The following is an 11,867-nucleotide window of genomic DNA, read 5'->3' on the forward strand; positions in this document are numbered from 1 at the left end:
TGTGACCACTCGCCACCCGTCCCGCCGCCGTATCGTCGCCGGCCTCGCCCTCTCCGCCGTCGCCTCCACCGGAGTCCTGGCGGCCTGCTCCGACGATGCTGGCACCGGCGGCGATGCTGATGCCGGTGTGCTGAGCGAGGCGAGCGTCCAGCTCGGCTGGTTCCCGAACGTCGAGTCGGCCCCGATCATCGTGGCCGACGAGAACGGCTACTTCGCCGACGAAGGCATCGACGTGACCGTCGAGCCCGGTGGCCCCGAGGTGAACTCGGACGCCCAGATCGTCAGCGGGAACGTGCTGATGGGGACGTTGAACAGCGAAGGGCTCGCGAACGCCGTCATCGCCGGTGCCGACCTGGTCGCCGTCGGAGCGATCTACCAGACCTCCTCGTCCGCGATCGTGACCCTCGCCGACAGTGGCATCGAGGAGCCGGCCGACCTGGAGGGCCGCCGGTTCGGCACCTCCCCCTCCGACGACCGGGTCTACCCGCCCTTCTTCGAGCTGGTGGGCGTGGGCGACAGCCAGATCGAGAGCGTCAACATCGGCGCCGACCCGGCCGCGCTGGTCTCCGGCGAGGTGGATGCCATGTCCGGCACCCTCGCGAACCAGCCGATCGCTCTAGAGGCGCAGGGCCACGACGTCTCCACCATCCGCCTCGGCGACTATGGGTACAACCGGTGGAGCGGCGTGCTCGTCGTGAGGGCCGACTCCCTCGAGGACGAGACCAAGCGGGCCACGATCGTGGCCATGCTGCGGGCCATCGCGCAAGGCACCGCCGACCTCGTCGCGGACCCGGACGCCGCCGCCCAGGTGGTCGTCGACACCTACGGCGAGCAGCTCGGCCTGGACCCCGACCAGCAGGCAGCCAGCGCCGCCGTGTGGGCAGACCTCGCCTCGGGAGAGGCCGGCGAGCCGGTCCTGCTCACCGACGACGGCATCGCCTCCCAGCAGGACTTCTACGACCGGGTCGGGCTCGAGGTCGACGCCGGCACCATCTTCGACACCTCCGTGCAGGAGGACCTGTGACGGCTCGAGGCCTCGAGGCCGAGCGGGTCAGCAAGACCTTCGGCAGCGGGGACGCGCAGGTGCAGGCGCTCGACGAGGTGAGCTTCACCTCCGACGAGGGCGCCTTCATCGCCCTGATCGGGCCATCCGGGTGCGGAAAGTCCACCCTGTTGCGGATGTACGCCGGGTTGGACGCACCCACCTCCGGCTCGCTCGCCCTGCTGGGCCGTGCGCCCGAACAGGTGCGCACCGAGAACGCGATCGGGGTGGCGTTCCAGGACGCCGCCCTGCTGCCCTGGCGCAGCGTAGAGGCCAACATCGCGCTCCCGCTGCAGGTGGCGGGTCGGCCCGTGGATCGGAAGGCCATTGCCGACCTGGTCGCGCTCACCGGACTCACCGGCTTCGAGAAGGCCCGCCCGGCGCAGCTCTCCGGCGGGATGCGCCAGCGGGTGGCCATCGCCCGCGCGCTCGTGCTGGAACCGAAGGTGCTCCTGCTGGACGAACCCTTCGGCGCTCTGGACGACATGACCCGCCAGCAGATGAACATCGAACTGCAACGCATCTGGGTGGAACGGCCCACCACCACGCTGCTGGTGACGCACGCGCTCGACGAGGCCGTCTTCCTCTCCGACCGGGTGATCGTGCTGGCCGCCCGGCCGGGCCGGATCGCCGCCGAGGTCAGCGTGGACCTGCCCCGCCCGCGGGAGCCGGAGGTCCAGCACACACCGGAGTTCCACGCCCTCACCGACGAGCTCTCCCGGCACCTGTTCGACGCACGGTCCGCCGCGTCATGACCGCACCCACCCGCACCCGTGGCGGCGTGAAGGCCGCCGGCCCGGCGCGCCACGGCACCCTGATGCACACCGGTGGCGTCATCGGCGCCGTACTGGCGCTGTGGCTGGCCACCGCCTTTCTGCTCCGGGACACCAGCCTGGTCCCGTACCCGTGGGAGCTCGCAGCGCAGTTCGCGGCGGACGGGTCACTGCTGGCTGCCAACATCGGCCCCACGCTGAGCACGGCGGTCTGGGGATTCGGCCTCGGGGTGGTGGTGATCATCCCGCTGGTGGTGATCTCCATCCTTGCGCCCACCTGGGAGCCCGTGGTGGTACGCGTGGCCGTGGTGGTGCACGTGATCCCGTTCGTGGCGATCGCCCCGATCCTGGTGGTGGTCTTCCAGGGCCAGACCGCCCGGGTGGTGGTCGCCGCCCTCGCCGTGTACTTCCCGCTGCTGATCAACCTGCTGCTCGGACTCCGCTCCACGGACGACCGGGCCCGCGACGTGGTCTTCGCAGCGGGAGGCGGCCCGCTCACCACGCTGCGCATGGTGCGGGTGCCCTCGGCGTTGCCGAGCCTCGTCGCCGGTCTGCAGATCGCCGTCCCGGCTGCCGTGCTCGGTGCGCTGATCGCCGAGTTCTTCGGTGCCAACGAAGGGCTCGGCGCGATCCTGATCAGCGCCCAGGACGCGCTGATGATCAATCGGGTGTGGGCGATCGCCATCACGATGGGACTCGTCTCCGCCGCCGGGTACGCCCTCGTGACGATCGCCGCGCGGATCCTGGTGCCGTGGGCCGGCAAGGGTGGCTCGGTCGGCACCTCCGTGGCCGGCGCCGAGCAGGTGCGGCTGCACCCGTGGCAGCTGCTGGTCGGCGCGCTCGCCTCGGTCGTGGTGCTCGTGGGCGGGTGGTGGAGCCTGCGCCCGGTCTTCGGGCTCGACGAGTTCTTCGTCAAGGACCCGCTGGACGTGTGGCGCTTCCTCCAGGAGGGGAACCCGTTCACCGGCGCCCCGGCCGAGGAGTTCTGGACCGCCTTCACGACGGCGCTCGGCGAGTCGGCTGTGCACGCGGCGGTCGGGTTCGTCGTCGGCACCCTGGTGGCCGTCTCGGCCGCCGTGCTCCTGGTGGCAGTGCCCAGTCTCGAACGTGCCGTGATGCCGTTCGCGATCGTGCTGCGCTCGATGCCACTGGTGGCGATCACCCCGCTGATCGTGCTCGTCTTCGGGCGGGACCTGGTCGGCGTGACCGTGCTGGTCACCCTCGTCACCTTCTTCCCGACCCTGGTGACCGTGATGGCCGGCCTGAAGGCGGCACCGGACGGCGCGCTCGACGTGATCTACGCCTCCGGCGGTTCGGCCCGCACGGCCGCGTTCCGCGCCCGGATCCCGTACGCCCTGCCGGCGATCACTGCCTCGGCTCGGATCGCGGTCCCCGGGGCAGTCACCGGTGCCACCCTCGCGGAGTGGATCGCCACCGGGAACGGGCTGGGCAACCTCCTCACCTCCGCCGCGGTGCGTGCCGACTACTTCACCCTGTGGAGCGGCGGGCTGCTGCTGGTGCTGATCGTGCTCGTGCTCTACTCCGCCATCAATCTGATCGACCGCCTCGTGGCCCGCCGCCTCGGTGTGGCTTTCTGACCGTGACCATCAAGGAAGGGGACGTCCCCGTGCGCCGTGCCGACGTGCTGATCCAGAACGCCCACGTGGTGACCTTCGACGACGACCGGCGGGTCGTGGCCGACGGCGCCATCGCGATCACCGACGGGGTGATCGCCGAGGTCGGACCCACCGCCGAGCTCGCGGAGCGCTGGGACCCGGCGCGCCGGGTGCTGGCCTCCGGGCAGATCGCGATCCCGGGCCTCACCGACGCCCACTTCCACACGGCACAGACCTTGATGCGCGGCCTGATCTCCACCCTGCAGCAGACCCGAGCGCTGCGCGTGCCGACCTGGCGTGAGTACTACCTGCCGTTCGAGGCCGCCCTCACCCCGGAGGATGTGCAGCTCTCCGGCGAGCTGGCGTACACCACGATGCTCGCCGGCGGGACCACGAACTTCCTCGAGTCCGGCGGACCGCACCCCGAGCTGATGGCGTCCGCCGCCGAGCAGGTGGGCATCCGCGGCACCGTCACGGTCTCCACGATGGACACCGGGTCCCGGATCCCCGAGTCGATGATCACGACGACGGAGCAAGCCCTGGCCAGGAACGTCGCCGTGGTCGACGCCCTGCCCACCGCCGCCGACGGCTCCAACCGGGTCACCGGAGGCATGTCGCTACGCCAGGTCATCACCTGCAGTACCGAGCTGGTGACGGCGATCCACGCCGAAGCGCAGCGGCGCGGGGTGAAGGTGCACACGCACCTGGTGGAGGGCACCTACGAAATCGACTACTGCCTGGAACGGTACGGGCTCCGCCCGGTGGACTACCTGCGCGACATCGGGGTCTTCACCCCCACGCTGCACGGCGCACACTCGGTGCTCGCCGGGGATGCCGACATCTCCGCATACGCCGAGCATCAGGTCTCCGCCTGCCACTGCGCGAAGGGGAACTACGCGATCGGTGCGGCACCGGCGATCCGCATGTGGCGCCGCGGGGTGCCCATCGGGCTCGGTACGGACGGGGTGGCCACCCTGGGCACGCTGGACATCTTCCGGGTGGCGATGCTCGCCCGAGTGGGCCAGCAGCTGGTGGAGGCCACCGGCAGCCACAACCGGAACGGCATCGCTCCCGAGGAGCCGCTCTCGATGGCCATCCGTGGCGGTGCCCGGGCGAGCGGGTTCGCCGACCACCTCGGTGCCCTCACCGCCGGACGGCGCGCCGACGTCGTGCTGGTTGGCACCTCCAGCGCCGACGCTGCCGGTTACGCCTCCCCGGAGGCGTTCCTGTACGAGTGCGCCAGCGGGCGGGACGTGGAGTCGGTCTTCGTGGACGGACAGCAGGTGGTCGCCGACGGTGAGGTGACCACGGTGGACGTCGAGCGGGTCCGGTACCAGGCCGCCCGCCGTCAGCGTGAGCTGATGGACGCGATCGGCTGAGTGCGGGTCAGGAGTCTGTGCCCGGTTCGCCGGCGGCGTCCGCATCAGCACCCTGGGAGCCACCGAACCCCGCGGCGCCCGCGTGATCGTGCGGCTTCACCCGGGTCAGGAGGGCCAGTCCCACCAGGAGCACGAGGACGATCCCGAGGATGCCCCAGTACTGGGCGTCGTCGGCACCGGTGACCACCAGCCCGAGGGAGATGGCCAGCGTCCACATGCTCGGGGCGAGGAAGCTCACCGCCCGGCCGGTGGTGGCGTACAGGCCGAACACCTCACCCTCGCGTCCGGCGGGGATGAGGCGCGCCAGGAAGGTGCGCGAGGCCGACTGTGCCGGCCCGACGAAAGCAGCCAGGGCCAGGCCGCACGTCCAGAACACGGTACGGCCGCCGTCGTGCAGGACGAAGATGAGCACACCCATGATCACCATCGCGATCAGCGACGCCATGATCACCCGCTTCGGGCCGACGGCATCATCGATCCGACCGGCGATGATGGTGGCGATCCCGGCCACCACGTTGGCCACCACTCCGAAGATGATCACGTCACCGGGGGAGAAGCCGAACGTGCCCGCCGCGATCACACCCCCGAAGGTGAAGACCCCGGCCAGACCGTCCCGGAACACGGCCGAGGCGAGCAGGAAGTACACCGTGTTGTGATCGGCGCGCCACAGGTCCCGGATGGTGCCGAACAGGAGCCGGTAGGACTCGATCAGTCCGGCCTGGGCGCCCTGTTGTGTCGGTCGCGGGCCGTCGCGCACGGTGAGCAGCAGCGGGATCGAGAACAGCAGGGTCCACCCGGCGCAGAAGAGCATGCTCACCCGCACGTCGAGGCCGTCCTCGCCGGTGATGCCGAACAGGCCGACTTCCGGCTGGATCAACCCGAGGTAGAGGAACAGCAGCAGGACGATGCCGCCGAGGTAGCCCATGCCCCACCCGATCCCGGAGACCCGGCCGACCGTGCGTGGGGTGGAGACGTCGGCGAGCATCGCGTTGTAGTTCACTCCTGCGAACTCGAAGGCGATGTTCCCGGCCGCGAGCAGCACCAGGCCGAGCCAGAGGTATTCGGCGGAGGGCTGGACGAAGAACAGCGAGGCGGACGCGGCGATCACCAGTGCGGTGTTCACGCCGAGCCAGAGGGTGCGGCGCCCGGCGCGGTCGGCGCGCTGCCCGATCACCGGCGCGGTCGCTGCGATCAAGAACCCGGCGATCGCCAGGGCGGTGCCCAGGCTGCGGTCGGCGTTCGGGCCGAACGCGTCGGAGGTCAGGTACACGGTGAAGACGAAGGTGGTGATCACCGCGTTGAACGCGGCCGACCCCCAGTCCCACAGCGACCAGGCGATCACCGGCCAGGTGAGGGTGCGGTCCTTGGGCCGGGGCACAGCAGCGCTGGTCATGGGTCCAACTGTGGCACTGGAAGGTGACTGGTGGGTGTCTGAGCCGGAAAATAGTGCGGCAACGCCTGGTCATCGTGACCGGATCGACGGCGATACGTAGAGCTGGGGGCCTATGCGGCGCAGCTTTGCGTATGACCGTCGATCGGGCCAGCACTTCTCCTCACGTGGCGGCGAGGATGTTTGGGCTGACTACGCTCGGACAACCAGTTCGACGTGTGATTTCAGGGAGGGGAGGGTGATGGACGAGCCGAACGCCCAGGCGGTGCAGGCGCTGCGCGCGGATCTCACCGACGCCGAGTACACCGTGGACCGGCTCACCGAGGTGCTCGGGCCGGTGCCGATGGCCGCCCTCGCCCGGGAGCAGGTGCTGCCCGCCGTCCGCGCCGCGCGCTCGGCCGGACCCGACCCGGCCGCGCTGCTCGCCCGCGCCTTCATCCTCGGTGACACCCTTAGTCCCGCCGAGCTGGACACCGCCCTCCCGCGCACCGGCGCCGCCGGGGCGAAGCAGCTCGGACTGACCACCGGCCCCACACCGGTGCGCGGCGCCGTCGATCTGCGCCCCATCGATACCGCTGCCGGCGAGTTCTGGCTGGCCGCCGACCTCGGTGAAGCCACCACCGGGCGGGCCGTGACCGGCGACCACGTGCTCGGGATGGGCGGCGCCTCCCGCACCCTGGCCGAGCTCACTCTCCGCCACCCGGTAGGCCGCACCCTGGACCTGGGCACCGGGTGCGGCGTGCAGGCCCTCAATGTGGCTCCGTTCAGCGGGGAGGTGGTGGCCACGGACATCTCCGCCCGTGCTCTCGCCTTCGCCCGGCTGAACGCCGCCCTCAACGACGTGCCGCTCGACCTGCGCGCTGGGTCGATGCTGGAGCCGGTGGCCGGTGAGCAGTTCGACCTGGTGGTCTCCAACCCACCGTTCGTGATCACTCCGCGGGCTGCGGGCATCACCGAGTACACCTACCGGGACGGCGGCCGTCGCGGTGACGATGTGGTGCGCGACCTGGTCACAGGGGTGGCCGACGTGCTCGCCCCGGGCGGTGTGGCGCAGCTGCTCGTGAACTGGGAGGTTCGCGATGGTGAGGGCCGCTTCGACAGGATCCAGGCCTGGCTGACCGAGTCCGGCCTGGACGGATGGGTGATCCAGCGGGAGAGCGCCGACGCGGCCGAGTACGCCGAGACCTGGCTGCGCGACGGTGGCATCACCCCGGACCGGGACCGGGATGCCTGGGAGCGCGGCTATGCCGCATGGCTGGACGACTTCGCCGACCGTGGTGTGGTTGCCGTCGGGTTCGGGTACGTCACCCTGTCCAAGCCGGACCAGTCCGACGGCGTCGCTCCCGCCGGCCCGGCCCGTGCCCCCTGGCACCGGGTGGAGGAATTCACCGGTCCGGTCACCGGGCCGCTGTGGCCCACCATCGCGGCCACCCTGCAGGCCAAGGACGCACTGGCGGCGCTGGATGACGGGGCGTTCGCCGAGCAGGCTCTCACCGTCGCCGCCGACGTCACCGAGGAACGGCACTATCGGCCCGGATCGGCCCACCCCGAGGTGATCGTGCTGCACCAGGGTGGCGGGCTCGGCCGGAGCGTGCGGGCGGACACGGCCCTCGCCGCGGTGGTGGGCACCTGCGATGGGGACCTGAGCGTCGCGCAGATCGCCGCCGGGGTGGCCGCGCTCACCGACACCGATCGGGACGCCGTGCTCGCGTCCGTGCTGCCGCAGGTCCGCGAACTGGTGCTGGACGGGTTCCTGCTGCTCTGATCGTCCGCCGCGCGCCCAGGAAATCCCCAGACTCGCCGATTATCGTGCGCGATGATGACCACGATGGCCCCCACCAGCCCGCCCCGCTCAGTGCAGCCCGCACCACAGTCCGGAGCTGCCCGGTTCTGGGGTGCTGCCGTCCCGATCGCGGCGGCGGTGCTCAGCGCGGTGGCCGTGGTTGTCCTCTGGTGGGTGTTCGTGACCACCCGCAGCGGTCAGTTGCTCGACGATGTGGCAGCACTGGGGGCGGCGTTCGGGCGGGACACACTGGAGCCGCTGCTCACCCCGGTACTGACGATCGTGTCCATCCCGTTCGTGGCCGCTGCGCTGATCGCCGCCGTGGCACTCGCCGTGCTGCAACGGCGCCAGTCGATCGCCGTCGGTGCCGTGGTGCTCCTCGGCGGGGCGAACCTGACCACGCAACTGCTCAAGGCCGTCCTGCCGCGACCCGACCTGGACGTCACCTACGCCCTGGGGAACTCGCTGCCATCAGGGCACACCACCGTGGCCGCATCGGTGGCGGCCACGGCGTTGTTGATCGCTCCGCACCGTCTGCGCGGCGTGGTGGCCGTGGCCGGTGCCGTCTACGCCAGCTTGACCGGACTCGGCACTCTGGTGGGCGGCTGGCACCGCCCATCGGACGTGGTGGCCGCCTATCTCGTGGTGGCTGCCTGGTACTTCCTCGTCGAGGCATCCCGGCAGTTCCGGTCTGCCACCCCGCTGCCACGTGGCTATCGCACAGCACCACCGGTGAACGCGGCCGCCGTGCTCGGCGGCCTCGGTCTGCTCAGCGGTGTCGTCGCGGTCGCGATCGGTGCCTGGGTGCTGGCTGAACTGCCTGCTCCGGGCACCGTAATTATGGATCCGGGCAGCGCCGGGACCACCCTCGCGTACGCTGGGGGTAGCCTCGCTGTGGCGGCGACGGCGTGCCTGACGATGGGCAGCATGCTCGTGATGCGGCCCTACGAACGCGGCTGACGTCGTCGGAGCCTTTTCGGCAGTACCACTACCTTCGGGTGGTGTGCGTCACACAGGCGTAGAAGTCCGCTGGGCGACGGCGCAGCCGAACACGTTGTACCGTCACACCGCGAGAGTCCCTGAGTTGCACTGGTTGCCAGTGCACACCCGATGAAGGAAGGTCCGCGTGACCGCAACGGCCCGCAAGCTTGTGATCGTCGAGTCCCCGGCGAAGGCGCGAACGATCGCCGGGTACCTGGGCTCCGGCTTCGACGTCGAAGCGAGCGTGGGCCACATCCGCGACCTGGCGCAGCCGTCGGAACTGCCCGCGGAGATGAAGAAGGGGCCGTACAAGAAGTTCGCCATCGACGTCGACAACGGCTTCGACCCGTACTACGTGGTGGACGCGGACAAGAAGAAGAAGGTCACCGAGCTCAAGAAGCTCCTCAAGGATGCCGACGAGCTCTACCTCGCCACCGATGAGGACCGCGAGGGGGAAGCCATCGCGTGGCACCTGCTCGAGGTGCTCAAGCCCAAGGTGCCGGTCAAGCGGATGGTGTTCCACGAGATCACCCGCGAGGCGATCCAGCGAGCCCTGGCCGAGCCGCGGGACCTGGACACGCGCTTGGTGGACGCGCAGGAGACCCGCCGCCTGCTGGACCGTCTCTACGGCTACGAGGTCTCGCCGGTGCTGTGGCGCAAGGTCCGCCAGGGCCTGAGTGCCGGCCGCGTGCAGTCCGTGGCCACCCGGATGGTGGTAGAGCGCGAGCGGGAGCGGATGGCGTTCGTCGCTGCCGAGTACTGGGATGTGCGCGGCACCTTCACCGGTGGGCGCGGCGCTACCGCCGGGACCACGTTCGGTGCGCGTCTGGTGGCCGTCGACGGCGCCCGGGTGGCCACCGGCAAGGACTTCCGCGACGACGCCACGCTGAAGAGCAGCTCCGTGCTGCACCTGGACGAGGCGGCTGCACGCGGGCTCGTCACGGCCCTGCAGAGCAGCGACGTGACCGTCTCCAGCGTTGAGGAGAAGCCCTACACCCGCCGTCCGGCCGCGCCGTTCACCACCTCCACGCTGCAGCAGGAGGCCTCTCGGAAGTTGCGGATGAACTCCCGCACGGCGATGCGGGTGGCTCAGGGGCTGTACGAGAACGGCTACATCACCTACATGCGGACCGACTCGGTGGCACTGTCCGGGCAGGCGATCAGCGCAGCCCGCAACCAGGCCACCGAGCTCTACGGTGCCGACTTCGTGCCGGCCAAGGCGCGCCACTACGCTTCCAAGTCCAAGGGAGCGCAGGAGGCGCACGAGGCGATCCGCCCGGCAGGGGACACCTTCCGCACGCCGGCGCAGGTGGCCAGCGCGCTCAGCGGGGACCAGTTCCGCCTGTATGAGCTGATCTGGAAGCGCACCGTGGCCTCCCAGATGGCTGATGCGAAGGGGTCGACGGCGTCCGTGCGCCTGCAAGGGACGGCCACCGATGGGCGGGTGGCCGAGTTCGCTGCCTCGGGCACGGTGATCACCTTCCGCGGGTTCCTCGCCGCGTATGAAGAAGGTCGTGACGTCGACCGGTACAGCGAGGACGCAGCGGGCCAGGGCAAGGATGCGCGCCTGCCGGACCTGCAGACCGGTGACGGGGTCGCCACCGACGAGCTCACCGCTGACGGTCACGAGACCTCCCCACCTCCGCGGTACACCGAGGCGAGCCTGGTCAAGGCTCTCGAGGAGCGTGGCATCGGCCGCCCCTCCACCTACGCCGCCACCATCTCGGTCATCACGGACCGGGGCTACGTCTTGCGCCGCGGTCAGGCACTGGTGCCCAGCTGGGTGGCGTTCTCCGTGATCCGGCTGCTGGAGGAGCACTTCCCGAAGCTGATCGACTACGACTTCACCGCCGAGATGGAGTCCGACCTGGACCGGATCGCGGCCGGGGACGCCGACCGGGTGGACTGGCTGGCTGGGTTCTACTTCGGACGGGACGGTGCCGAAGGTCTGAAGAACCTCGTGGAGGACCTCGGCGAGATCGATGCCCGGGCGCTGAACTCCGTGCAGATCAGCGACGGCGTGACGTTGCGGGTGGGGCGTTACGGTCCGTATCTCGAAGGGCCACCCGCTGAGGAGGGCGGGCAGGCGCGACGCGCCTCCGTCCCGGACGACATCGCTCCCGATGAGCTCACCGCAGCCCGCGCCGAGGAACTGTTCGCAGCGAACGCCGATGGTGACCGGGAGCTGGGTACCGACCCGGAGACCGGGCACACGATCGTGGCGAAGAACGGACGATTCGGTCCCTATGTCACCGAGGTGCTGCCGGAGCCGGAGCCGCCGGCGAAGGGGAAGAAGAAGCCCGCGAAGGCGAAACCGCGCACCGCGTCCCTGTTCAAGGACATGGACCTGGGCACCATCGAGCTCGACACCGCGCTGCGGCTGCTCTCCCTGCCGCGGGTGGTGGGGACCGACCCGGAGTCCGGAGACGAGATCACCGCCCAGAACGGCCGGTACGGGCCCTACCTGAAGAAGGGCACTGACTCCCGGTCCCTGACCAGCGAGGACCAGCTCTTCGACCTCACCCTGGATGAGGCCCTGGAGATCTACGCCCAGCCGAAGCGGGGGCGTGGGGCGAGTGCGTCGAAGGCGCTCAAGGAACTCGGCGAGGACCCGGTCTCCGGCAAGCCCGTGGTGGTCAAGGACGGCCGGTTCGGTCCGTACGTGACCGACGGCGAGACGAACGCCACGCTGCGCTCGGCGGATTCGGTGGACGCCATCACCGCGGACCGGGCCTATGAGCTGATCGCGGAGAAGCGGGCGAAGGGTCCGGCGAAGAAGAAGGCTCCGGCGCGGAAGGCTCCGGCCAAGAAGAAGGCACCGGCGAAGAAGGCGCCCGCGAAGAAGTCCTGACGTGAACTGACGGAAATGCGTCGACCCTCGCGCCATCGTGCGAGGGTCGACG

The 11,867-nt window shown here is 70.4% G+C and carries 8 protein-coding genes; 7 read left to right on the forward strand and 1 reads right to left on the reverse strand.

The features are described from left to right. Position 1: 1 nt before the first annotated feature. The 4 genes from BLU77_RS17580 to BLU77_RS17595 are packed head-to-tail and all read left to right on the forward strand — an operon-like array spanning position 2 to position 4,810. Complete coding sequence (locus tag BLU77_RS17580) at positions 2-1,024, forward strand: ABC transporter substrate-binding protein (RefSeq protein WP_089774317.1); 1,023 nt, start codon at positions 2-4, stop codon at positions 1,022-1,024. Next, positions 1,021-1,797 carry an ABC transporter ATP-binding protein gene (locus BLU77_RS17585; RefSeq protein WP_089774318.1) on the forward strand — a complete coding sequence of 259 codons (777 nt, stop codon included), beginning with the start codon at positions 1,021-1,023 and terminating at the stop codon, positions 1,795-1,797. The genes BLU77_RS17580 and BLU77_RS17585 overlap by 4 nt, the downstream gene beginning before the upstream one ends. Continuing rightward, complete coding sequence (locus BLU77_RS17590) at positions 1,794-3,413, forward strand: ABC transporter permease (protein WP_089774319.1); 1,620 nt, start codon at positions 1,794-1,796, stop codon at positions 3,411-3,413. The genes BLU77_RS17585 and BLU77_RS17590 overlap by 4 nt, the downstream gene beginning before the upstream one ends. A 2-nt stretch (positions 3,414-3,415) precedes the next feature. Continuing rightward, on the forward strand, positions 3,416-4,810 hold the full coding sequence (locus tag BLU77_RS17595; protein ID WP_175477194.1) for an amidohydrolase family protein: 1,395 nt from the start codon (positions 3,416-3,418) through the stop codon (positions 4,808-4,810). A gap of 7 nt (positions 4,811-4,817) precedes the next feature. On the opposite strand, the gene BLU77_RS17600 is transcribed toward BLU77_RS17595, so the two are convergent. Then, the gene (locus BLU77_RS17600) at positions 4,818-6,203 is read right to left on the reverse strand and encodes an MFS transporter (protein ID WP_089774320.1); all 1,386 of its coding nucleotides are present in this window, start codon (positions 6,201-6,203) and stop codon (positions 4,818-4,820) included. Between the two features lie 238 nt (positions 6,204-6,441). On the opposite strand from BLU77_RS17600, the gene BLU77_RS17605 reads away from it, so the two are divergent. The 3 genes from BLU77_RS17605 to topA all read left to right on the forward strand — a co-directional run bounded on the left by BLU77_RS17605 (position 6,442) and on the right by topA (position 11,815). Further along, positions 6,442-7,965 (forward strand): DUF7059 domain-containing protein, encoded by a 1,524-nt coding sequence (locus tag BLU77_RS17605; RefSeq protein ID WP_089774321.1) that lies wholly within the window; start codon positions 6,442-6,444, stop codon positions 7,963-7,965. Between the two features lie 54 nt (positions 7,966-8,019). After that, positions 8,020-8,943, forward strand: coding sequence for a phosphatase PAP2 family protein (locus tag BLU77_RS17610; protein WP_175477195.1), 924 nt, complete (start codon positions 8,020-8,022; stop codon positions 8,941-8,943). Positions 8,944-9,109: 166 nt separating this feature from the next. Further along, the gene (gene topA / locus BLU77_RS17615; protein WP_089774323.1) at positions 9,110-11,815 is read left to right on the forward strand and encodes a type I DNA topoisomerase; all 2,706 of its coding nucleotides are present in this window, start codon (positions 9,110-9,112) and stop codon (positions 11,813-11,815) included. Positions 11,816-11,867: the final 52 nt, after the last annotated feature.

It is taken from the genome of Ruania alba (assembly GCF_900105765.1).
In the GTDB taxonomy this organism is placed as follows: Bacteria; Actinomycetota; Actinomycetes; order Actinomycetales; family Beutenbergiaceae; genus Ruania; species Ruania alba.

What these genes read in the sequence shown, in the direction of transcription:
- BLU77_RS17590 (WP_089774319.1), top strand. Translation starts at nt 1,794, where the DNA reads ATGACCGCACCCACCCGCACCCGTGGCGGCGTGAAGGCCGCCGGCCCG.
- BLU77_RS17600 (WP_089774320.1), bottom strand. Translation starts at nt 6,203, where the DNA reads ATGACCAGCGCTGCTGTGCCCCGGCCCAAGGACCGCACCCTCACCTGG.
- BLU77_RS17605 (WP_089774321.1), top strand. Translation starts at nt 6,442, where the DNA reads ATGGACGAGCCGAACGCCCAGGCGGTGCAGGCGCTGCGCGCGGATCTC.
- BLU77_RS17610 (WP_175477195.1), top strand. Translation starts at nt 8,020, where the DNA reads ATGACCACGATGGCCCCCACCAGCCCGCCCCGCTCAGTGCAGCCCGCA.